At 67.5% G+C, this 20438-nt stretch carries 20 protein-coding genes; 5 read left to right on the forward strand and 15 right to left on the reverse strand.

Annotation, left to right across the window (positions count from 1 at the left end):
- The first annotated feature begins 21 nt into the window (after nt 1-21).
- Nucleotides 22-822: an IclR family transcriptional regulator gene (locus HLB44_RS01650; RefSeq protein ID WP_173119938.1), complete on the forward strand. Its 801-nt coding sequence runs from the start codon at nt 22-24 to the stop codon at nt 820-822.
- Nucleotides 823-832: 10 nt separating this feature from the next.
- Here the strand turns inward: HLB44_RS01650 and HLB44_RS01655 are convergent, their stop codons facing one another.
- The 5 genes from HLB44_RS01655 to HLB44_RS01675 all read right to left on the reverse strand — a co-directional run bounded on the left by HLB44_RS01655 (nt 833) and on the right by HLB44_RS01675 (nt 4825).
- Nucleotides 833-2350: a hypothetical protein gene (locus tag HLB44_RS01655; protein WP_173119940.1), complete on the reverse strand. Its 1518-nt coding sequence runs from the start codon at nt 2348-2350 to the stop codon at nt 833-835.
- Nucleotides 2351-2353: 3 nt separating this feature from the next.
- Nucleotides 2354-2590: a hypothetical protein gene (locus tag HLB44_RS01660; RefSeq protein ID WP_173119942.1), complete on the reverse strand. Its 237-nt coding sequence runs from the start codon at nt 2588-2590 to the stop codon at nt 2354-2356.
- Nucleotides 2584-3159 carry a DUF4123 domain-containing protein gene (locus HLB44_RS01665; RefSeq protein ID WP_173119944.1) on the reverse strand — a complete coding sequence of 192 codons (576 nt, stop codon included), beginning with the start codon at nt 3157-3159 and terminating at the stop codon, nt 2584-2586. Before HLB44_RS01665 ends, HLB44_RS01660 begins: the two co-directional genes overlap by 7 nt.
- Nucleotides 3156-3698, reverse strand: a complete 543-nt coding sequence (locus HLB44_RS01670) for a hypothetical protein (RefSeq protein WP_173119946.1) — start codon at nt 3696-3698, stop codon at nt 3156-3158. The genes HLB44_RS01665 and HLB44_RS01670 overlap by 4 nt, the downstream gene beginning before the upstream one ends.
- 110 nt (nt 3699-3808) lie before the next feature.
- Nucleotides 3809-4825, reverse strand: a complete 1017-nt coding sequence (locus HLB44_RS01675) for a 1-aminocyclopropane-1-carboxylate deaminase (RefSeq protein ID WP_173119948.1) — start codon at nt 4823-4825, stop codon at nt 3809-3811.
- Between the two features lie 140 nt (nt 4826-4965).
- Here HLB44_RS01675 and HLB44_RS01680 point away from each other — a divergent pair, with 140 nt between their 5' ends.
- The 4 genes from HLB44_RS01680 to HLB44_RS01695 all read left to right on the forward strand — a co-directional run bounded on the left by HLB44_RS01680 (nt 4966) and on the right by HLB44_RS01695 (nt 7545).
- A complete protein-coding gene (locus HLB44_RS01680; protein ID WP_173119950.1) occupies nt 4966-5481 on the forward strand; it encodes an Lrp/AsnC family transcriptional regulator in 516 nt (171 codons plus the stop codon).
- Nucleotides 5482-5615: 134 nt separating this feature from the next.
- On the forward strand, nt 5616-6008 hold the full coding sequence (locus HLB44_RS01685) for a VOC family protein (protein ID WP_173119952.1): 393 nt from the start codon (nt 5616-5618) through the stop codon (nt 6006-6008).
- A 19-nt stretch (nt 6009-6027) separates the two neighbouring features.
- The gene (locus HLB44_RS01690) at nt 6028-6921 is read left to right on the forward strand and encodes an aldo/keto reductase (protein WP_173119954.1); all 894 of its coding nucleotides are present in this window, start codon (nt 6028-6030) and stop codon (nt 6919-6921) included.
- An 18-nt stretch (nt 6922-6939) separates the two neighbouring features.
- A complete protein-coding gene (locus HLB44_RS01695) occupies nt 6940-7545 on the forward strand; it encodes a DUF6064 family protein (RefSeq protein WP_173119956.1) in 606 nt (201 codons plus the stop codon).
- A gap of 20 nt (nt 7546-7565) precedes the next feature.
- On the opposite strand, the gene HLB44_RS01700 is transcribed toward HLB44_RS01695, so the two are convergent.
- From HLB44_RS01700 to HLB44_RS01745, 10 genes are all read right to left on the reverse strand, one after another.
- The gene (locus HLB44_RS01700) at nt 7566-8051 is read right to left on the reverse strand and encodes an SPFH domain-containing protein (RefSeq protein ID WP_173119958.1); all 486 of its coding nucleotides are present in this window, start codon (nt 8049-8051) and stop codon (nt 7566-7568) included.
- A gap of 206 nt (nt 8052-8257) precedes the next feature.
- Nucleotides 8258-9535: a c-type cytochrome gene (locus tag HLB44_RS01705; RefSeq protein WP_173119960.1), complete on the reverse strand. Its 1278-nt coding sequence runs from the start codon at nt 9533-9535 to the stop codon at nt 8258-8260.
- A 139-nt stretch (nt 9536-9674) separates the two neighbouring features.
- Nucleotides 9675-10088: a hypothetical protein gene (locus HLB44_RS01710; protein ID WP_173119961.1), complete on the reverse strand. Its 414-nt coding sequence runs from the start codon at nt 10086-10088 to the stop codon at nt 9675-9677.
- Nucleotides 10085-10675, reverse strand: coding sequence for a hypothetical protein (locus tag HLB44_RS01715; RefSeq protein ID WP_217283501.1), 591 nt, complete (start codon nt 10673-10675; stop codon nt 10085-10087). Before HLB44_RS01715 ends, HLB44_RS01710 begins: the two co-directional genes overlap by 4 nt.
- A 92-nt stretch (nt 10676-10767) precedes the next feature.
- On the reverse strand, nt 10768-11442 hold the full coding sequence (locus tag HLB44_RS01720) for a Crp/Fnr family transcriptional regulator (protein ID WP_343051228.1): 675 nt from the start codon (nt 11440-11442) through the stop codon (nt 10768-10770).
- A gap of 220 nt (nt 11443-11662) precedes the next feature.
- On the reverse strand, nt 11663-12829 hold the full coding sequence (locus HLB44_RS01725) for a sensor histidine kinase (protein WP_173119962.1): 1167 nt from the start codon (nt 12827-12829) through the stop codon (nt 11663-11665).
- Nucleotides 12822-14309: an ATPase domain-containing protein gene (locus HLB44_RS01730; protein ID WP_173119963.1), complete on the reverse strand. Its 1488-nt coding sequence runs from the start codon at nt 14307-14309 to the stop codon at nt 12822-12824. Before HLB44_RS01730 ends, HLB44_RS01725 begins: the two co-directional genes overlap by 8 nt.
- A complete protein-coding gene (locus HLB44_RS01735) occupies nt 14306-14728 on the reverse strand; it encodes a hypothetical protein (protein WP_173119964.1) in 423 nt (140 codons plus the stop codon). Before HLB44_RS01735 ends, HLB44_RS01730 begins: the two co-directional genes overlap by 4 nt.
- Nucleotides 14729-14847: 119 nt before the next feature.
- The gene (locus HLB44_RS01740; protein WP_246312005.1) at nt 14848-18237 is read right to left on the reverse strand and encodes a bifunctional diguanylate cyclase/phosphodiesterase; all 3390 of its coding nucleotides are present in this window, start codon (nt 18235-18237) and stop codon (nt 14848-14850) included.
- A gap of 27 nt (nt 18238-18264) precedes the next feature.
- Complete coding sequence (locus tag HLB44_RS01745) at nt 18265-20388, reverse strand: putative bifunctional diguanylate cyclase/phosphodiesterase (protein ID WP_173119965.1); 2124 nt, start codon at nt 20386-20388, stop codon at nt 18265-18267.
- Nucleotides 20389-20438 lie beyond the last annotated feature (50 nt).

The following is a 20438-nucleotide window of genomic DNA, read 5'->3' on the forward strand; positions in this document are numbered from 1 at the left end:
TTTTGTTAAGTAGAAGTACGCATGGCTGAAAACGGTGACGACGACACCCCGGAGGGGGCCCGCGAATCACGCGGCATCCAGAGCATCGAAGTCGGCGGCCGGCTGCTGCTGGCGCTGGTGCACGCAGGGCGGCCCATGCCGCTGAAGGACCTGGCGCGCGAGGCCGACATGACGCCGGCGAAGGCGCACCCGTACCTCGTGAGCTTCGGCAAGTTGAAGCTGATCGAGCAGGACCCGGCGAGCGGCCGTTACGGCCTGGGCGCGCTGGCGCTGCAGCTGGGCCTGATAGGGCTGCAGCAAAGCGATCCGGTGCGGCTGGCATCGGCCGAATTGCCGGCGCTGGCGCTGGCGGTCGGCCAGACGGTGGGCATCGCGATCTGGGGCAACCGCGGGCCCACCTTCGTGCGGCTGGAAGAAGGGCCGACCGCCGTGCACGTGAACATGCGCCACGGCACGGTGGTGTCGGTGCGCGGCACCGCGTCGGGCCGGCTCTTCGCCGCGTTCATGCCGCGCGACGAGGTGCTGGCCACGCTGCGCGCCGAGGCCGGCAAGGCCGTGCGCATCGAGCCGGCCTTCGAGGCCGAGCTCGCAGGCGTGCGCGAGCAGCGCTTCTCGAGCATCGTCGACGGCACGGTGCGCGGCATCACCGCACTGGCCGCGCCGGTGTTCGACGGTTTCGGGGAGATGGTGATTGCGCTGACGGCGATCGGACCGAGCGCGATCCTGGATCCGTCGCGCGACGGTGCGGCGGCACAGGCCTTGATCGGCTGCGCGGAGGGACTGTCGCGGCGCATGGGCGCGCGTCCGGCCGCGCCCACCTGACCGCGGTCGCTCACTGCATCTCGTGCACGGTGTAGGTGGCGCAGTGCACGTTGCCGCCGGCACCTTCTTCGTTGTTCTGCACGTGCATGTCGACGAACAGGCTGATGAAGCCCTGCGCCTTCAAGCGATCGGCAACCATCCTGTCGACGGCATTGCGCGGGCCGAACCGCTCGTGCTGATCAGCCGCGGCCAGCGTCAAGCCGCTGCAGGCATGGATGGCGATGGGCGGCGGGCCCTCGGACGCACCCATCTCCAGGGGCTTGCCGATGTAGATGCAGTTGACGGCATTGCCATTGACGGTCGTCAGGCGCCCCTTCGGACCGCGCTTGAACCAGACCGGCAGGTGAACGATGGTCTGGCCGGCGGTGTCTTTCAACAGCGCAGCGATCGCCGTCAGTTTGGCCTGCGCCGTGGTGTTCAATGCGTCGTCGGGCAACGACCCCGGCGCCGCGCCACAGGCTTCCTTGAAGGCATCGGGACTGGCCACGAACGCCACGCCCTTCTTCGGAAAGCTCACGATCTCGTCGACGTGGCCGACGCAAAGCCAGCCGGTGTCGAGCAAGATCGCGTCGATGCTGCCGGCGAGCTGGCTCGCGAGGGCGCCAAGCACGCCGGTGCGGTTCCGTCCGTGGCCGCAGGTGCCGCTGACGAGAAACGACTGGCCGCGCCCTTCGCAGGTCAGGAAATTGCCGCCGAAGCCCAGGCTTTCCTGCGTGTCGCCCGGTGGCAGCCGCGACAGCAGGGCACCTGGCGGCGAGTCGCCGACCCACGAGCCGCCGATGTACTTGCTCGTTCCCAGGCTGACGAGCGCCTTCCTGCCGCACAGGTTGATCCAGTAGTCGCGTGCGAAGGTCGAATTGCCCTTGCCGTCAGGCAGCGGGATGCACCGCGCCTTGCACCCGGTCTGTGCCAGTGCGAATTCGACCGCCGCCCTGAGGTCCTGGAGCGATTGCTGCAGGTAGATCGCCAGCAGTGGCCAGTAGCCGGCCGCGACCGCCGTCGGGCAGGACTCGACCACACTCGGCAGCACGTCCAGGCGCAGCGGTTCGCCGCCCCGCTCGATGCTGCCCACGCGCAGGCAACAAGGCAGATCCGCGTCCTGGGACGCGGCCTTCAGCGTGAACACCGTCGTCGTTGCGGGCACCATCGGCTCGCCTTGGCAGCTGGCCTCGGCGACCGCCGTGTCGCCCTCCAGCAGCACGAGCACTCCCTTGCCGAAGACACCGCCGCCCATCAGGAGCTCGAAGGGCGTGCCTTCCCGCGCCGGCCCCGTGACGTTGTCCTTTCCCCTGCGCAACTCGAACGCGCCCTGCGCGCCGACGTGCGCCGCGATGAGTTCCGCGAGCTCGCCTTCGGCGATCACGCGCACATCGCGGGTGAAGCGGACGGTGCATGCCTTCTCCGCCGCCGCCCACGCGAGGGCGCTGCCGTGCGCGGACTTGGCCATCCGGGGCAGCGTGACCCAACGACAGATCAGCTGCTGCGGCCGGCCTTCGGCCACCAGCCAGACTTCCCTCAGCTCGTACACGGTTCAGTCCGCCTCGGCGCCGAGCAGCAGATGCTCGGCCAGCGCCAGCACATCCGGCACGTAGCGCGTGCCGCGGCTGGCGGCCAACCGCATCGCCTCGCGCACGACACGTTCAAAGGGTTCCGCCGGTGCACTCACGGCGCCATGGCGCTCGATCAGCATCGCCTGCAGGCGGGCCCGCACCGGCGCCTGGACCGACTGCTCCAGCGCATCGAGCTGAGCGCGCCGGATGATCAGCACGGCAGGGCTTCCCGGTTCGCCGCATGCGGTCCCACCACATCCGAACGGCGCAAGTGCTGCACGCCACAGGGGTTCGCAGACTCCAGCACATAGCTGTGCACCGGCCCGAACACGCTGCACGCCTCCGCGGCCGTGCAGGTCGGCAGGTAGGCACCGAGCACGCGCGGATCGTAGAAGCGGAACATCAGCAGGCGGCCGTCCTCGTCGCGCACGCGCAGCAGCGTGCGCAGGTGCTTGCGCAACTGCTGCAGCGTGACGTCCGGCGGCGCGACCGTCAGCACGCCCCAGCTGCGGCCCCAGCCGTGCTGCAGGAACTCCCGCGTGAAGCGCACATCGGGCGCCAGGTGAACCAGGTGCGGTGCCGCCGCCCGCAGCGACGGCGACAGTGCGCCGGCGAACAAGCAGCAGCGCTCCAGGCCGGTGGCGTCGATCAGGCCGATGATGCGCGGATCGCGCGCGGCGTCGATCACCGCATGCACCTGCGGCGCGTCGAGGCGATCACCCTGCGGCCACAGGCGCGCGACCAGCGCATCGACCTGCGCGGCGGTCAGGGTCGCCGGGGAAGTCATGCGGGCTCCAGCGCGACCGCTCGCCGCCGTTCGCACTCCTCGCAGAACGGCGTGCCAAGCGCGGCCGCCCGCCGCAACACGGCGGCCTGGCGATCCGCGTCGACAGCCACCGGCAGCGCCGGCGCGGCCGACGGCGTGGGCGCCGGCTCAGCCGCCGCAGAACGCGCCGAGCGGAGCATCGACGGCGTTACCACCAAGGACGACACCCACGCGCGCTCGGCGCGCTGATCGTCGACCAAGCGCCGGCGCCTCAGCTCGACCAGGCGCAGCCGGCCGCGTTGCAGCAGGCGGGCGACGGCGGCATGCACCTGCGGCTCAGGCAGCCGGCCCGGTCCGCCATCGGCCGCCTCGGCCAGCGCACGCAGCCGCCGCGCGTCGCAGCGCAGCAGCCAGCGCGGCGCCGCCGACCAGGGCGACGACACACCCTCGGACCACTCGAAACGGTCGAAGCCGTCCGGCACGGGCAGCGCGACGGCTGCCCAGGCGGGCCGCAGCTCGAACTCGCGGCCGCAGTCATCGAAGCGCACGCTCAGCACCATCGCTCCCCCTTCGAGCGTCCGGCGCCAAGCGCGCGGCCTCGTTGCGGGGAACTTTAGGCGCGGCAGCGGCCGCGCTCAATATGAACTATGTCGCTGCGCGGCGGCACGGCTCAGCCGTTGCGGAAGATGAAGCTGTAGGCGTTCAACGCCGGCACGCCGCCCAGGTGCGCATACAGCACCTTCGAGCCGGCCGGGAATTCGCCGCGCCGCACCTTGTCGATCATCCCGTGCATCGACTTGCCCTCGTAGACCGGGTCGGTCAGCATGCCTTCCTGGCGCGCGCACAGGCGAATCGCCTCCAGCGTGTCCTCGCTCGGCAGGCCGTAGGCCGGTGCGGCGTAGCGCGTGTCGAGCACGACGTCCTCGGCGCGGATCTCGCGCCCCAGCTCTACCAGCTTGGCGGTCGACTGCGCGATGCGCAGGATCTGCGCGTGCGTCTGTTCGGGCGTGCCCGAGGCGTCGATGCCTATCACCCGATCGGCGCGGCCATCGGCGGCGAAACCGACGACCATGCCGGCCTGCGTGCTGCCGGTGACCGAGCAGACGACGATGTAGTCGAACTTGAAGCCGAGCGCCGCCTCTTGCGCCCGCACTTCCTCGGCGAAGCCGACGTAGCCGAGGCCGCCGAGCGGATGCTCCGAGCAGCCGGCCGGGATCGGGAACGGCTTGCCGCCGGCGCGGCGCACATCGGCCAGCGCCTCTTCCCAGCTCGGCCGGATACCGATGTCGAAGCCAGCCGGGTCGAGCCGCACGTCGGCGCCGAGGATGCGCGACATCTGGATGTTGCCGACGCGGTCGCACACCGCATCGTTGTGCTCGACCCAGTGCTCCTGCACCAGCACGCACTTCAGCCCCAGGTGCGCGGCCACCGCCGCGACCTGCCGCGTCTGGTTCGATTGCACGCCGCCGATCGACACCAGCGTGTCGCAGCCCTCGGCCAGCGCCTGCGGAATCAGGTACTCGAGCTTGCGCGTCTTGTTGCCGCCGAACGCCAGGCCGCTGTTGCAGTCCTCGCGCTTGGCGTACAGCTCGACCTCGCCGCCCAGGTGCGCGGACAGGCGCTTCAGCGGCTGGATCGGGCTCGGGCCGAAGGTCAGCGAATGGCGGGGGAAACGTTCGAGGTTCATCGCGGGGCTCGCATCGGGAAGGAGGTGATGCGATGCTAGGCAGGCGGGCGGTTCACAGGGTTGCAAAATCAGGCGCCTGCAGGCAGGCTTCGTTAACCTGTTTCGCCATTCACAGCCACCCGCATTGCACACGATCACCGATGAACGCAACAAAAGTTCGCGCCCGCTCGACGACGGCCGCGCTGCCGCCGCCGACCACGCCGCTGGACCGCACCGACAAGGCCATCCTGCGCCAGCTGCAGCGCGACGCGTCGCTGTCGAACGTCGCGCTGGCGGCCAAGGTGCACCTGAGCCCGCCCGCGTGCCTGCGCCGCGTCGAACGGCTGAAGGCTGCCGGCCTGATCACCGGCATCGTCGCGCTGCTGAACCCGCCGGCGCTCGATGCCGGCATGCTGGTGATGATCGGCGTCGTGCTCGACCGCTCGACGCCCGATTCCTTCGCCGACTTCGAGAAGGCGGCCGCGAAGGTCTCCGGCTGCATGGAATGCCACGTCATCACCGGCGAGTTCGACTACTTCATGCTGCTGCGCACGCGCGACAACGACAGCTTCAACCGCCTGCACGCCGAGCAACTTTTGCAGCTGCCGGGCGTGCGGCAGATCCGCTCGTTCATCGCGCTGAAGCAGGTGCTGTCGACGACGCAGCTGGTGGTTTGAAACGAAGCACCTGGCGCGTCGGCTTTCGGCGCAAGCGCTGATGTTCCAATCACGTTGGGCGGCACAAGGCGCTGTCGCCCGCGTACACGCAAGTCATCATCGCAAGCCAAGCCCTCAGCACAGGAGAAAACTGAATGTTCAGCCACGTCATGGTCGGATCGAACGACATTGATCGCTCCAAGCAGTTCTATGACGCCGTGCTCGGCGTGCTCGGGGCCGGGGAGCCGATGCGAAATCAGAACGGCACGGGTCAAGTCCGGCTGTTCTACCGGCACGATGGCGGAACGTTCTGTGTCAGCGAACCGATCGACGGCGAGTCGGCCACCGTCGCAAACGGCGGCACCATCGGCTTCAAGTGCAGCTCGCCGGAGCAAGTGCGGCAGTTCCACGATGTCGCCGTTGCGCACGGGGGAACATCGATCGAAGACCCGCCAGGATTGCGCGAGGGCAAGCTCGGTGCATTGCACTTGTCCTATGTGCGCGATCCAGACGGCAACAAGCTCTGCGCGCTCCACCGGCCCAAGTAGATCCCTGCGCCACGGCGACATGAAACGCCGACACAGCATCCGAGCCCTCTTGGCACTGCTGCCACTGGCGGCCGGTGCCCAACCCCCGCTGATGCTGCGCCGCATTCCGTCCAGCGGCGAACCGATCCCAGCGATCGGGCTCGGCAGCTGGATCACCTTCAACGTCGGCAACGATGCCGCGGCGCGCGCGGACTGCGCCGAGGTGATGCGTGCCTTCGTCGATGGCGGCGGGCGGGTGATCGATTCGTCGCCGATGTACGGCTCGTCGCAGGCGGTGATCGGCGAGGGGCTGGCGCGAATCGGTGGCGCGCAGCGCATCTTCTCTGCCGACAAGGTGTGGATCGGCTCCGGCGCGCGCGGCCCGGCGCAGGTCGAGGAATCACGCCGGCTGTGGGGCATCCCGCGCTTCGACCTGCTGCAGGTCCACAACCTGCTCGCCTGGGAACAGCACCTGCCGGCGCTGCTGGCGATGAAAGCGGCCGGCCGGTTGCGCTACGTCGGCATCACGACCTCCGAAGGCCGGCGCCATGCCGATATCGAGCAGATCATGCGCACGCAGCCGATCGATTTCGTGCAGCTCACCTACAACCCGCTCGACCGCGAGGCCGAACAGCGCCTGCTGCCGCTGGCGCAGGAGCGCGGCATCGCGGTGATCGCCAACCGGCCGTTCCGCGAAGGTGCGCTGCTGCGCGCGCTGGCCCGGCATCGCCTGCCCGCCTGGAGTACCGAGATCGATTGCGACGGCTGGGCGCAGTTCGCGCTCAAGTTCATCGTCTCGCACCCGGCGATCACCTGCGCCATTCCCGCCACGAGCAACGTCGATCATGTGCGGCAGAACCTGGGCGCCGCACGCGGACGTTTGCCGGACGAGGCGATGCGGCGGCGCATGGCAGCGTTTGTCGCGGCGCTGTGACTCGAAGGCGACGGACGCATGAGCGAGTGGTGGACCTACCGGCCGTCGGACTTCCTGATGTTCGCGCCGCGCACGTACTACCGCTTGATCGAGCTCTACAACGCCGCGGTCTGGCCGGCGCAGCTGGTGGCGCTGGCCGCCGGTGCCACGTTGCTCGTGCTGGCATGGCGCGGCCGGGCGGCCTCGCCGCGCTGGGTCTTTGGGCTGCTGGCCTTCGCCTGGGCCTGGGTCGGCGTGGTTTTCCATGGGCGGCATTTCGTGACGATCAATTGGGCCGCGAGTTGGTTTGCCGGTGCCTTCCTGTTGCAGGCGCTGCTGTGGATCGGATTGGCCGTGCGCCATGCCGGGCTGCAATGGCGATCCGATGCCGGTTCGCGTCGGCTCGTGGGCCTCGGCCTGATCGCAGCGGCGGTGCTCCTGTTTCCGCTGCTCGCGCCGGCGACCGGCCGCTCCTGGAGGCAAGCCGAACTGTTCGGCCTGGCGCCGGATCCGACGGTGCTGGCGACGCTCGGCGTGCTGCTGTTGCTCGACGGTGCCCGATGGCTGCGGCTGATCTGCTCGGTCCTTCCGCTGGGGTGGTGCGTTTTCGCCGTGCTGCTGCAATGGACGATGCACGCGCCGTGACAGAACACGGCCGTCGGCGCTCAGGCGGCGACGGCGATGCCGGCGCGGCTCGAGCGACACCGCCATAGCTCGGCGAGCAGCGCTGCATCGCAGCGGGCCTGCACATCCGCGGGAACGTTGACCTCGCGAATCTCGGCGCTGTGCACGGTGATGCCCGCCCTGGCGGTCTTGCGCCGAATAGTCAAGCGCATGCTCCGGTCGACGGTGCAGCGCTCGCACAAGAGTGACGCCAGCATCGACGTGACGACCGTCGTGCGCAGCGCGGCCAGTGCGACGCTGGCAACGTCAAACCGCCCGCGCTGGAACGCCACGGTCGCTTGCTGCACGTCGTGCACGTGCCAGCAGACGACGGCAGCGACATCCAGCGCCACCGCGTCGCGTGTCGATTGGTGTTCCACATGGAGAGCGGTAAGCCGGCAGCGAGGCCTCACGGCGGCGGGGGCCGCGGCCAGCGAGCGTTTGTCATCCGCGGCGTCGTCGTGCCGCACTGTTCCGTGTGCAGTCATGTCGCACTCCAATCGATCCTCGATACCAGCTTTTGGTGGCTTGGTCAGGCATTGCCCTGCGCGATGGTGCGTACAGACTGAAGCTCGTGTCTGTACGTTGTCCCACTTGCTCTTCAGCAGGCTCCCACCCGACCCTCGTCGGGGCCATCACGTGGTGCAGAACCTGCTTCCTCGAGACGGCAATTTCCAACCGTCCTCGCCTTCGTTCACAGCGACTTGAGATACTGGGCGAGGTCGCTGATGTCGTCGCTGCTGAGGCCAAGCGAACGCTTGGTGTTGTAGATGCGCCCGACGTCTTCGAGCGTGGCGGCCGAGCCGTCGTGGAAGTACGGTGCGTGCTGCCACACACCCCGCAGCGGCGAGGTTCGGTAGAGCTTGGTGGCCGAGCGCGCCGCGTAGCTCGGCGATTCGGGTTCGGCCATCGAGGCGGACGGTGGATGCAGCGTCAAGTTCGCATCGGTAAAGCTCGCTCCGCTGTGGCAAGTCACGCACTTGCCGCGGGTCTCGAACACCGCTTTGCCGCGTCCCGCGGCGGCCGCGTCGAAGCTTCCGGGCGGTGCCGATGGCGCGGAAAGAGACAGCTGATAGGCCTGCAAGGCGGGTAGCTTGCTGCTCACCAGGTCCTGCGTGCCGTTGGTGATGCTCAGGTTCAGCCGCGGCTCGGTGAACGTGCCTTGACCGCCCATCTGGGTCACCGCGACGTACCGGTTCCAGTAGGCAATCTCTTCGCCGTCGCCGGTGAAGGTGATGCTGTGGATGCCCGCCAGGCCATAGGCCGGTGGAATGACAACGGGCTTGTTCACGCCGTCGATGTTGAAGCGCGGATCGTACTTGCCCGGGCCCCAGGAATTGAATACCAACTTCGTCGCCGCATCGAGCGCCGGTGACAATGCAATGACGGCACCCACATTGAGATCTCGATTGGCCCAACCGTCCAGGCGCTTGCCGATGCCCGGCGCGAACGAGTTGTCCACCGTCGAATGGCACAACGCACAGGTAATGCCCACGCGGGTCAAGCGATCCACGCCGCGGACAGTCTCTACAGTGCCCTTCAGGCCCACCACCGCGTCGAGCTTGAGCAGAGCAATCGTTGTGGCCGGGCTGTGCAGGTCGACGCGCCCACTTCGGATACCCTGGACCACCGCCGCGGGCAGTGCATCTGCATCGACCTTCAACCCCACCGATAGCGCGGTCACGGGATCCACCGATGCGCTGATCACCTCGTGCATCCTCAGCAGGTCAGTCCACTTCGCCTCGTCGCCGAAGGTCTCGAAGCGGAAGATGTGCTTCCCCTGTGCGGCAAGTGCGGTCTCCTTGCCTTTCGCGCCGAGTTCGTCCCGCCGGCTCGCTGAGCCATTGTCCGAGGAGCCGCCGCCGCACGCCACCATGACGAAGGCTGCGGCGAAGGTCACGCTGCACACCGCGACACACCGCGACGCGCAGGCGAGCCGCGTCTCGGATGAAATTGGCAAGCGGTGCGTCATATGAACCTTTCAGCGCCCGGCGTTACAGAAGCCGGCATCGATGGTCACGACGGGCCACCACGTCACGCGCAGCGCGGTCTCGTCCGGCCCTCGCCAGACAGCAGGGCTATCGCCCGGCCCCGGGTTGGCGCGTGCAGTCCTAGAGCGACAGCAGCCGCTGAAAGAACGACCGATAGCGGCGCAGGGCAACGCGCAAGTTCTCCGTCGATGCTTGTTCCGTCTGGTCCACCTGCCCTTCGAGCTTGGCGCGCTCCTTCGAAAACGTTTCTGCCAAGCTCTTCATCACCTGGGCAACCAGTTCGTCGGCTTCTCGCACTGCCCGCTGCGGGTCATCGACAAAGCCGATCTGGACCGCGTCCCACCGAGCTCGGAAATCCTTGCTCACGTCCGGAAAGAAGAGTGGGGCGAGCTCTTCGCTGATCGCAGCGGACTCCTGCTTTTCGCTGGCGGGCTCTTCGAGTTCCGCGCTGACCACTGGTGGGGAATCCGGCGCCTCTGTGGCGGCTGCCAGATCTGCCGTGGTGAGATTCTTTTCTGCCAGTTCGATGTTCATGATTGCGCCACCATTTGCTTTGCCGACGGGGGTTGCTCGACTTCCGCGACCTCGAGCAATTCATCGAACAGCGCGCGGTAGTGCATCACCGCCTTGCGAAGGTCCTCGGTGTCGGCTTCGCCGCGTTGGTCGCGGGCCGCTATGGCCTGCGCCGCTCGATAGTTGTTCACCACGTCAGGGTGATCGACCGATATGTCGGCCGCCCGGCGTTCGAAATCGCCCATCGGGTAGCCGCGCTTCAGGAGCAACTCGCGAACCAGGCGATCCGCCTGAACGACGACCCCCTTGGGGTTGTCGACGAAGTTGCCCTGCAACTCTTTCCACGCCTGACTGAACCTGGCGGCCTCGGCCGGCATCAGCGGAGTGATGTCGAGATGATCGACGCGCTTTTCGCGCGTCTTGAGTTCCGACTCGGCTTTTGTTCGGCTGCCGAGTTCCTTCACAGCCAGCTCGTATTCCGGGCCGAAGCGCTGTTCAAGCCGGTGCGATTGCTTCTTTTGGTAGAGCAGGTAGGCGGCAAGTGCCACCAATACGGTCGCCACGGCGAGGCCGAGGATGATCCATGTCTGCGTGTTCATCGTGTCCATGCGAGTCTCCGAATCTTGATAGCCATCCGTGCTGACGTTCCACGAATCCAGGCCGGCGGCGCGCCGGTCTGGGCACCATCCAACTCACGTCGTCAGCTGGCGATGCTTGCCGGCAGCAGCCGGTCGTACTCCTTCTTGACCACGGCGTAGCACTCGCAGGTGCGCTGCTCGAGGCCGGGTCGGTCGAGCACCGATATGTGTCCTCGCGCATATCGGATCAGCCCATCCCTCTGGAGCTTCAGCGCAGCCTCGGTCACGCCCTCGCGTCGCACACCGAGCATGTTCGCGATCAGTTCCTGCGTCATCACGAGATCGTTGCCGGAGAGCCGGTCCAGGCTCAGCAACAGCCAGCGGCAAAGTTGCTGGTCGAGCGAGTGATGGCGGTTGCACACCGCGGTCTGGGCCATCTGGGTGATGAGCGCCTGGGTGTAGCGCAAGAGCAGGTGCATCACCGGAAGGGACTTGTCGAACTCGTCCTTCAGCGTGCGCGAGGGCATGCGCCAGGCATGGCCTCCGCTCTGCACGACGGCGCGGCTGGGTGTCGTGCCCCCGCCCATGAAGAGTGAAATGCCGACCAGCCCCTCGAAGCCGACCACGCCGATTTCGGCCGACGCGCCGTCCTCCATCACGTAGAGCAGTGAGACGATCGCGGTGGTCGGGAAGTACACGTGGCTCAACTCGATGCCCGATTCGTAGAGCACCTTGCCGAGCGGCAACTCGACGTACTCGAGCCGCGGGCGCCAGCGTTGCCATTCCGCAGCCGGCAAGGCTGCGAGCAACTGGTTGTCGTGCGGGCCGGGCAGCACGGCACTCACGAGGGTGTCCAGCTGCGGGGCGCGCTCGATCGCGCACGTCGGTCCCATGGTTCGCACTCTGGGCGCGTCGGCCAGGTCGGTCTGTTCGCTGGCGCACCCTCCGCCGAAGAGCGCCGCGCTCACTGACGACGCGACCGCGCTGTGCCTGCGACTGATGGGATGACGCGGAAAGTCAAGGCCTTGATCGGTGATCGATCAGATTCAGCGTGAGGACGAACTGGCTGCCGAATCCCGGGCCGCCGCTGCTGGCGACCACCACGCCGTCATGCGCCTCGACCAGTTCGCGCACCACGGTGAGCCCGAGGCCCAGGCCGCTGGCGTTGAAGCCGACTGCATGCACGTCCTGCACGAATGGCTCGAAGACCCTTGGCAGGGCCTCTGCAGTGATGCCGATGCCGTTGTCGCTGACCGTGATGACCAGGTCCTGATCCGCCACCAACACCGACAGGTTGATCTCACCGCCCTTCGGCGTGTACTTGGATGCGTTGTCGAGCAGGTTGCACAGCACCTGCGTCAGGCGCCCAGGGTCCCCGTCCACCAGCAGTGCGCCGGGAGGCACGAAAGCGGTGAAGCGCTGCCGGCACGCATCCATCGCTGGTCGGCAGGAGTGCACCGACGTGTCGATGACTTCGGCCATGTCCACCGTCCGGCGATCGAGCGTGAGCTTGCCGGTCTTGACGCGGGAAACGTCGAGCAGGTCGTTGACCAGACGCGTCATGCGGGTGACCTGCCTTTCGATGACACCGCGCACGTTCTGCAGCAGCGCGGGGTCGAGGCGCTCCATGCCAAGCAGGTCGGCTGCGGTGCGCATGGGCATCAGCGGGTTGCGCAACTCATGCGCCACCAGCGTCAGGATGTCCCTCTGCCGGGCCTCGGCTCGCTGGGCGGCCGCCTGGACATCCTGGGCTGTCAGCGCGGCCATCACCAGGTTCTCGTTTGCCTCGCGCAGCGCGGCATGACGTTGCTCCACCTGGCCCGGGTCGTGAGGGACCAGCGGCGGCGGCAGCGCGTGCAGCGTCGTCGCTGAAAGCTCGTCTGGCCGCGGCAGCGCATCGAGTTCAGCCGATTCCGCGGCTTCATGCAGTGCCGCGGTAGCGGTTTCTGCGTCGGAATGAGCGCGCAAGGCCGACAGCACCAGATGCTCATTGGCCTCCAGCAGCTGAGCCGCCAGGCGGCTGCCGAGCTGACTCTCGGCCTGTCCCAGGTCCGAGCGTAGCTGTACCAGCTGGTCCCGAGCCTGTTCGACTTCGCCCCGCAGCCGCGCAAGCTCCCGCGCGGCACCGTGCATGGCGTCGCGATCCGAAGCTGCGGCCGAATTCACGGGGACGTGCTCAGTCATCGCCAGCAGCGCTGGCTGACCTCGATCGCGCAGGACCCGGCTTGCGGGTCGGCCGTCCACCAAGCAAACCCTCCTGGTCGGCCAGCCGCTCGCCGATCCGGATGCCGTCGGCGTCGATGCTGAACAGGCGCAGCTCGTCCGAATGCGCGCTGGCGCGCACCTTGACGACGGCCATCACGCGCAGCAGCCGGCTGTCGACCTCGATGTAGCGCTGCACGATGATCGCGTCGGTCAGGAAGGCCGTGCCGTAGGGGCTGAAGCGCAGGTCGGTGTAGCGGTCTTCCAGCTCGGAGGTCATCAGCACCGTGACGCCGGCGGCCGCCAGTGCGGTGACCAGGCGCGACAGCGATTCGCGGAAGTCCTCGCGAAACGTCGGCGCCAGCGCCAGCTCGAAGCCCGACAGCGAATCGATCACCACGCGGCGCGCCTTCAGGCGCCGGATCTCGGTGAGCAGCAGCTGCACGATCTCGTCGATCGACAGGTCGGGCGCGCGGCTGTCGACCAGCCCGACGCGTCCGCTGTCGATCAGCTCGGCCAGGATCCTGTTGCGCGATCGGCGCGGGTGCGGCTCGAAGACGGCAACCACGCCGTTCTCGCCGCATCGCGCGCCCTCGGCCAGGAAGGATGCGGCCAGGATGCTCTTGCCCGACCCCGACGGTCCGGCGACCAGCACCGAATAACCTTGCGGCACGCCGCCGCCGAGCATCTGGTCCAGCGGCGGCACGCCGGTCAGCAGCCGGGCATCGGCGGGCGCGGCGGGGGCAGCCACATCGGCCGCCAGGCCGGCCGGCGCGAACACCTCGACCCCCGCGCTGCCGATGCGAAACGTGTGCAGCCCCGGCAGCGTCGGCTGGCCGCGCATCTTCATGATCTCCATCTTGCGGACCATCGAGTTGCGCTGCACGCTCTGGCGCAGCCAGATCAGGCCGTCGGCCACCGTGAACACCGGGTTGGTGTCACTGTCGGTGAAGTACTCGCCGATCAGGAAGGTGGTGGCCTGCCAGCTGGTCATCAGCATGCCCAGCTGCTGCACGAACTGCTGCAGCTCGTTGTGCGGGTTGCCGCCGTCGCTGCTGGCCAGCACGACGGAGCGGAAGGAGTCGACGAAGACCAGGCCGGGCCCGTGCGCCTCGACCTCGGCGACGATGCGGGTCAACACCTTGTCGAGGTCGCCCGCCTGGGTCTCGTCGGCCAGGTTGATGAAGCGCACCGAACGGTTGATGGCCTCGCTGTCGAAGAACTCGAATTGCTGCTGGTAGCGCAGCATCTTCAGCGGCGGCTCGCCGAGCACGGTGAAGTACAGCGCCGGCCGCTCCGGCGTCGCCAGCGCGAACATCATCTGGTGGGCCAGCGTGGTCTTGCCGCTGCCGGGGGTGCCGGCGATCAGGTTGAACGAGAACTCGGGCAGGCCGCCGCCCAGCACCGCGTCCAGCCCCGGCACGCCGGTGGCCAGGCGGTTGATCGTCACTTTGGTGGTCATCGGATGTCCTGTGCGGGCGAGCCGCTCGAAGCGTCTGCCCATACCGTGCGCAGCAGGCGCTCGGTGAGGGCGGGACCGACCAAGCTGCCCAGCAGCTCGTGAAAGGCCTGAAACAGTGCCGTGCTGCCGGCGGCGGCGTCGGCGCTGCTCTGCAGCGCGATCATCGACTGAAGCCCTGCGAGGTCCATTTCCGGCGGCAACACTTCGGGCTGGACGGTGATCCACCGGTGCGTTGCGGCCGTGAGATGCAGGCTGCGCCGGTAGAGGGCGGCCACGCCGCGCGTTCCAATGATGGGGCTCAGTGCGGCGTCGATCTCGCGCCAGGTCGCGATCACCGCAGCAGCGATCTGGGCCGCACTCGCGTCCTCCCCGACCCGCTGTGCCAGGGGAGCGATCAGACGGCTCACCCGGCTTTGCATGACTTGTCCCTGACCGTTTGGGATGGGTGCCCGATAGTACGCTTGCGGACGATCGGGCGGTCAGTTAATGATGTGCTGGCCGCGCTCTTGCGGAGTTGGCAGACGGGCTGTTCGAACCCTCAGGCCGCCATCGGCGAAGCAAGCTGGTTGCGCATGTGCCGTGCCATGAAGCTGCACACCTCGTCCGCCGGCACGGGTTTGCACAGCCAGTAGCCCTGGATCTCGTCGCAGCCGCGCAGCCGCAGGTAGGCGAGTTGCGCGGCGGTTTCCACGCCTTCGGCCACCACCTTCATCCCCAGGCCGTGGGCCAGCGTGATGATGCCTTCGGTCAGCGCTTGCGCATGGGCATCGAGCGGCAGGTCGTGGATGAACGAGCGATCGATCTTGACCGCCGTCAAGGGAAAACGCTTCAGGTACGACAGCGAGGAATAGCCGGTTCCGAAGTCATCGATCGCCAGACCGATGCCCATGTCGCGGATTTCCTGCAGCAGCCCGGCCGCGTGTTCGGGGTTCTTCATCATCGCGCCCTCGGTGATCTCCAGTTCGAGCAGCGAAGGATGCAGGCCCGAGGTCTCCAGGATCTCGCCGATGTCGGCAATCAGCGTGCGGCTGAGCAGCTGCCGCGGCGACAGGTTGACGCTCATCTGCACCGCCGGCAGGCCGGACTGCTGCCATGAGTGGGCGTCGGCACAGGCGCGGGCCAAGGCCCACCTTCCCAACGATTCGATCAACCCGGTCTCTTCGGCGATCGGGATGAACCGCGTCGGCGCGATCAGGCCCATCACCGGATGGCGCCAGCGCATCAACGCCTCGACGCCGACGATGCGCTGGGTGCTCAGGTTCATCTTCGGCTGGTAGTGCAGTTCCAGCTCACCGCGTTCCTGGGCGCGGCGCAGGGCAGCCTCGAGCACCAGGCGGTCGTTGCCCAGGGCGTTCATCTGCGGCACGTAAAACTGGTAGGAGCCGCCCTTGTCCTTGGCACGGTACATCGCCGTGTCGGCATTCTTCAGCAGCGTCTCGGCATCGCTGCCGTCCTCGGGATAGACGCTGACGCCGATGCTGGCGGCGACGTGCAATTCCTGCCCGTCGACGATGAAAGGCTCGGCGCAGCAGGTCAGGGCCCGTTCGGCCAGCACCACCGCATCGCTGGCGTCGGACAGGTTCTCCAACAGCAGCACGAATTCGTCGCCGCCGAATCGCGCGACGGTGTCGTGCTCCCGCAGCATCGCCGAGAGGCGCTCGCCGCAGGCCTTGATCATCGCGTCGCCGACGCCGTGGCCCAGCGTGTCGTTGATCTGCTTGAAGCGGTCCAGGTCGATGAACATCACCGCGAAGCGCTTCTGCTGCAGGCTGCTGCGCTGGATCGCGCGGACCAGGCCGTTCTTCAGCGCCGCGCGATTGGGCAGGCCCGTCAGGTCGTCGTGGTCGGCGACGAAGCGAAGGCGCCGCTCGGCCCGCTTGCGCTGCGCATACTGGGCCACCTGCAGCGCGATCACGCGCAGCGATTCCAGCGCATCGGCGTCGGCCGCCCGCGAATCGCGCCTGAAGAACTCGAGCACCGTGTTGTGGCCTGCCACGACCATCGGCACGATGAGGCCCACGGTCAGCCCGGCCTGGCATGCCAGCGCATCGCGCGTGAAACCGTGCTGGACGTCGCGCGTATTCACATGCAGGGCGTCGCCTTCGGCCCAGGCACGGCCGAAGGAGCCTTCGTCCGGGCGGTAGCCGAGCGACCGGCTGAGGTCGACGAACTGCGCCAGCGCCGGCTCGTCGCCGGCATGCCAGGCCGCGTCGCAGCGCACCTGGCCGTCGGCGTGCACGCTCCACACGGCGCCGCAGTCCCAGCGCAGGCGCGTGCACACCGCCGCCAGCGCCTGCGCCATCACGGGCGCGGTCTCCGAATCGCCGACCAGCAGGCGGGCAATGTCGTGTTCCAGGTTCAGGCGCAGCGCACCCTTGTGGCGCTGCGTATCGTCGCGCACCGTGCCGCGCAGCAGCACCTTGCCGCCCTCGTCGCTCGACTGCACGATGACGTGAACCCAGCGCTCGGTGCCATCGGGCAAGGCGAGCCGATGCTCGAATTCACAGCGCTGGCCCGAAGCCGAGGCCTGGGCCATGTGCTGTTCGACCGCGGCCAGGCCGTCGGCCGGCACGCGCGACAGCAGCGCCGGCAAGCCGGGTACCAGGTGGTTGGTGTCGAAGCCCAGGATGCGCCGCGCCTCGTCGGAGCAGACCAGTTCCCCGGTCTCGGCATCCAGGATCCAGCTGCCCAGGCTGGCCAGATGCTGGGCCTCGTCCAGTTGCCGTTCGCTGGTGCGCAGGTGGCGGGTCATCGCGGTGGCCAGGGCCTGGGCGCGGCGGCGGCCGGTGCTCAGCGAATAGCCGATGCCGGCCAGCAGCAGGCTGATGGCCAGGCCACCGCAGGCGATGAGCCACGGAGTGGCCCGTTCGAGCCGGCCGATGAACGGGTCGGCACTGACTTCGACCAGCCAGGAGCGGCCGCCCAGCTCGAATGCGAGCGTGCGCACGAAGCGCGCAGCGGCCTCGACGCGTGCAGCGCGTGGTTGCGCTGCCGAGGCGCCTGCGGCAGCGGCAGCGGACTGGGCCCGGTTGTCATACAGCAGCGGGTGGCCGGCCGTGGCGTCGACGATGACGAACCGGCTCTCCACGCGGCTGCCGATGGGTGCCTTGCCGGGCCCGCCGTCGAACAGGCGCATGCCCGGGGCCCCGGCGTCGCCCGCCAGCACGTCCTGCATCATTGCGGCGACCCTGAATCCGGCCCCGACCGAGCCGACGTAGGCGGCGCGCCGCTGATCGATGGTGTCGAGCGGCATCTTCGGGCGATAGACAGGCAACCGGATCCCCAGTCCGACGTCGGACTCGCGGCCGCCGATGCGGATCCGGCGACCGGACGACACCAGCCCGCCGGTGTCGCGAGCCTGCTCCAGTGCGTCGCCGCGGTTGGGCATGGCGCCCAGGTCATTGCCCAGCAACTTCTCGTTGCCCGCCAGCGGCTCGATGAACGTCAACGGGTAGTAGCCGGGCCGATCGCCGGGCGGCTTGATCGCGAAGCCGGCCGCGACGCCCGGGGCCAGGCTGCTGTCGCCGCGGAACCGTTCTTCGAATCGTGCCCTGTCGGCCGCTTCGACGTAAGGGGCATAGCTGACGGCCTGGAAGCCCGGATAGCTCTTTGCCAGGCCCAGCCCATCGACATAGTCCCGGAAGTCGCTGCGCGTGAGCGGGGCCGAGTTGTTGAAGCGCGCGCGCAGCCCGGTGAGGACCTCGACGTAGTTGTCGAAGCGGCCCTCGACCTTGCGTGCCACCGCCAGGGCTGCCGCGTCGAAACGCTGCTGGGCACTGCGTGCGATCTCCTGGTGGGCGGCCAAGCCGAGGCCGATCGACAGCGCCGTGCCGAGGGCAAGCACCATCAGCGGCAGGAAGAACTTGTACTGCTCCGAACGGGTTCTTTGGGGCATGACCAACTCCCTAACGTCGATGAGGTACGGCAATCGCAGAACGATCCTGGCGCGTTCGCTTCACGAAGCCATCGCGAACGCCGAATCGGCAAACTCGCTCTTGACATCCCAGACGGCGAGCGTGCCGTGCGGATTGGTCCTGGGCTGGGCTGCCAACAAGTCGGTGATCGTCGTCGCCGGCACCGCCTTGCTGAAGTAGTAGCCCTGGAATTCATCGCAGGCGTGGTCCCTCAGGAACTCGATCTGCCCTTGCGTCTCCACGCCCTCGGCCACGATGGTCATGTTCAAGGTCTTTCCCATCGCGATGACGGCATCCGTGATGGCCCGGTCTTCCGCGTTGGAGGGCAGTTCGCGAACGAACGAGCGGTCGACCTTGATGGTGTCGATGGGAAACCGCTTCAGGTTGGACAACGACGAGTAGCCCGTCCCGAAGTCATCCAGCGACAAGCGGATGCCCAGCGTCTTGAAGGCCCGCAGCACCTCGCTGGCCTTGCCCGCGTCGCGCATCAGCATGCTCTCGGTGATCTCGAGCTCGAGGAACGCGGGGGCCATCCCCGTCTCCGCGAGGATCGAGCGCACATCGGACAACAGCGCTTCATGATAGAACTGGCGCGCCGACAGGTTGACGGCCATGCGCAACGGGGGAAGTCCCATTTCGCGCCACGACACATGTTGCCGGCACGCGGTCTCGAGAACCCAGCGGCCGATGGGCACGATCAGGCCGTTCTCCTCTGCCACGGGAATGAATTTCGACGGCGGCACCGGTCCGAAGTCCGGATGCTTCCAGCGCAGCAAGGCCTCCACACCGATGATGTGGCCGGTCTTGCAGTCGACTTTCGGCTGGTAATGGACCCGAAACTGCTGCCCCTCCAGCGCCCGCCTCAGGCTCGATTCGAAGGCCAGACGTTCGAGCGTATGCGTGTTGAGTTCGGCGCAATAAAACGCGAAGGTGTTCTTCCCTTCTTCCTTCGCCTGGTACATGGCAATGTCGGCGTTCTTCATCAGCGTACGCTCGTCATCGCCATCGCTCGGGTACACGCTGATCCCGACGCTGGCCGTGACATGGAACTCATGGTCGCGCAAGGTGAACGGCCGGGCCACGGCACCCAGGATCTTGTGTGCCAGCGCCGCCAGTTGTTCCGTGCCGTTCAAGCTCGGTGCCATGAGGACGAATTCGTCCCCGCCAAGCCGGGCCACGCAGTCGGTTGCCCTGAGGCATGACTTGAGTCTTGCCGCCATCTCCTGAAGCAGCAGGTCGCCGGCCTCGTGACCCAGGGTGTCGTTGACGTTCTTGAAGCGGTCCAGATCGACGAAGAGCACAGCCAGTTGTTTGCCCTCGCGCTGTGCCAGGCTGACCGATTGGTTCAGCAATTTGCTGAACATGCTGCGATTCGGCAGCAGGGTGAGGCTGTCGTTATAAGCGAGAAACTCGGCGTGCTCGGCCGTGAGCTTGTGCTGTCGAACGGCCTCGGTGAGCTCGTTGGTTCGCTGGCTCACCTTCCTGTCGAGTTGGTCGTTCATCTCGGTCAATGCCGCCGATTTGTCGCTCAACTGCCGGTTGCGCTCGACAATGAAAGCCTGCCATCTGCGCACCAGCACGAATACATACGACGCGCCGAGGATCAGGAACACAGCGCGGGCGGTGGTTGCGATGGCGCTGCGGCGCATGTTTGCCTCCCGTTGCGAACGCATCGAGCCGCTGGCTTGCGACAGGCGCCGGTTGAACTCCGTCATGCCGGCCGCGTAGATCCCCTTGTAGCCCTCGTATTCCGCGGCCGAGAGGAGTCGTTGCGCCTCCCCGGTTTCCCCTCGTCGTACCATTTCGAATGCGCGATGTTCCATGGCGACAAGCGCAACGTTGGCAGCGTGAGTCTTCGCAGCAGCGGAGCCCTGAAGCCCGTCCGGATCGAGGCGCATTGCCTCCTTGATGGCCTCGTCCAATCGAGGCTCGAACCGGCGATAGCGCGCCTCCCAAGCCGGGTTGCCAGTGGCCGCGGCCATCCGTGCCGACATGGTCAGGACCTCGTCGAAATGGACGATGTCGGCCCGGGTCTTTTCCATGCGGGCTATTGCTGGCAGCTGCACCTCGGCATGGCGGTAGTCTCGGTGGGCCTCCCAGCTCAGCGCCCCGATAGCGAACAGCGCAAGCACGGTGGCCAGCGTCACGGATTTCGGATGGAACATGGTGGCCCTTCGCAGGCGATGAGGAACCGCAATGGGCGCACTCGGCATGA

It is taken from the genome of Pseudaquabacterium terrae (assembly GCF_013266755.1).
Lineage (GTDB): Bacteria > Pseudomonadota > Gammaproteobacteria > Burkholderiales > Burkholderiaceae_C > Pseudaquabacterium > Pseudaquabacterium terrae.

Coding starts and splice junctions, on each gene's coding strand:
- HLB44_RS01680 (WP_173119950.1), top strand. CDS start 4,966: ATGAACGCAACAAAAGTTCGCGCCCGCTCGACGACGGCCGCGCTGCCG.
- HLB44_RS01710 (WP_173119961.1), bottom strand. CDS start 10,088: ATGAACATCGAACTGGCAGAAAAGAATCTCACCACGGCAGATCTGGCA.
- HLB44_RS01705 (WP_173119960.1), bottom strand. CDS start 9,535: ATGACGCACCGCTTGCCAATTTCATCCGAGACGCGGCTCGCCTGCGCG.
- HLB44_RS01715 (WP_217283501.1), bottom strand. CDS start 10,675: ATGGACACGATGAACACGCAGACATGGATCATCCTCGGCCTCGCCGTG.
- HLB44_RS01670 (WP_173119946.1), bottom strand. CDS start 3,698: ATGGTGCTGAGCGTGCGCTTCGATGACTGCGGCCGCGAGTTCGAGCTG.
- HLB44_RS01730 (WP_173119963.1), bottom strand. CDS start 14,309: ATGACCACCAAAGTGACGATCAACCGCCTGGCCACCGGCGTGCCGGGG.
- HLB44_RS01725 (WP_173119962.1), bottom strand. CDS start 12,829: ATGACTGAGCACGTCCCCGTGAATTCGGCCGCAGCTTCGGATCGCGAC.
- HLB44_RS01695 (WP_173119956.1), top strand. CDS start 6,940: ATGAGCGAGTGGTGGACCTACCGGCCGTCGGACTTCCTGATGTTCGCG.
- HLB44_RS01745 (WP_173119965.1), bottom strand. CDS start 20,388: ATGTTCCATCCGAAATCCGTGACGCTGGCCACCGTGCTTGCGCTGTTC.
- HLB44_RS01690 (WP_173119954.1), top strand. CDS start 6,028: ATGAAACGCCGACACAGCATCCGAGCCCTCTTGGCACTGCTGCCACTG.
- HLB44_RS01650 (WP_173119938.1), top strand. CDS start 22: ATGGCTGAAAACGGTGACGACGACACCCCGGAGGGGGCCCGCGAATCA.
- HLB44_RS01685 (WP_173119952.1), top strand. CDS start 5,616: ATGTTCAGCCACGTCATGGTCGGATCGAACGACATTGATCGCTCCAAG.
- HLB44_RS01675 (WP_173119948.1), bottom strand. CDS start 4,825: ATGAACCTCGAACGTTTCCCCCGCCATTCGCTGACCTTCGGCCCGAGC.
- HLB44_RS01735 (WP_173119964.1), bottom strand. CDS start 14,728: ATGCAAAGCCGGGTGAGCCGTCTGATCGCTCCCCTGGCACAGCGGGTC.
- HLB44_RS01700 (WP_173119958.1), bottom strand. CDS start 8,051: ATGACTGCACACGGAACAGTGCGGCACGACGACGCCGCGGATGACAAA.
- HLB44_RS01665 (WP_173119944.1), bottom strand. CDS start 3,159: ATGACTTCCCCGGCGACCCTGACCGCCGCGCAGGTCGATGCGCTGGTC.